This window comes from Streptococcus sp. ST16 (assembly GCF_046098135.1).
GTDB lineage: Bacteria > Bacillota > Bacilli > Lactobacillales > Streptococcaceae > Streptococcus.
In genome coordinates, this window is sequence record NZ_JBJUSE010000025.1 from 1 (window position 1) to 759 (window position 759).

General features: G+C 39.8%; 1 pseudogene. It reads right to left on the reverse strand.

Going from position 1 to position 759, the window contains the following annotated elements:
- Positions 1 to 759: pseudogene (locus tag ACIY14_RS09440) on the reverse strand (IS3 family transposase); the annotation flags it as partial.

Below are 759 nucleotides of genomic sequence, written 5' to 3' on the forward strand. Positions count from 1 at the left end.
TTAAAGCCATCTAAAACAGGCGATAAATAGAGTTTCTGTGTGCTATTTGGAATGGCAAATTCTGTCACATCCGTATAGCATTTTTCCATTGGTTTGGTTGCTTCAAACTGACGTTGAATGAGATTCTCTGCTTTCTTGCCAATCTCTCCTTGGTAGGAAGAATACTTTCGTTTGCGACGAATTCGAGCTGTTAAACCAAGGATTTTCATCAGACGTTGAACCTTTTTATGATTCACTACAAAACCACGATTTCTTAGTTCAAGAGTAACTCTCCGATAGCCATAATTTTCTTTATGGTCAGTATAAATGGCCTGAATTTCGGTTTTAAGCTCTTTATCTTTATCAACCCCATCCAGTTGCTTCAACTGATAATAGTAAGTCGAGCGAGCTAAACGTGCTGTTTCAAGAAGAAAATCTAGTCGAAATCCTCCTGAAACCATTTCTCTAACTGTCTCTGCCTTTCTCGCTCTAGGGCTTCGTCCCTTTCCTCTAACTCTTTTAACTTTTTTAGGTAGGCCACCTCGGTACGTAAGCGTTCATTCTCCTCCTGGAGTCGTTCTAATTCTGTCATTTCTTCCCAAGTTTTCTTCCGTTTACGTCCCATTTTAGCTGGTCTCCCTCTTGTTTTCTCAACAATAGTATACCCGTTTTTCTTGTATTGCGCCAGCCAATTTGGAAGCATTCCTTTGTTTGGGAGAGCATAATCAAGACTGACACTTCTTTGCGAACGACCTTCAAGAAGAACTTTATCAATCATTT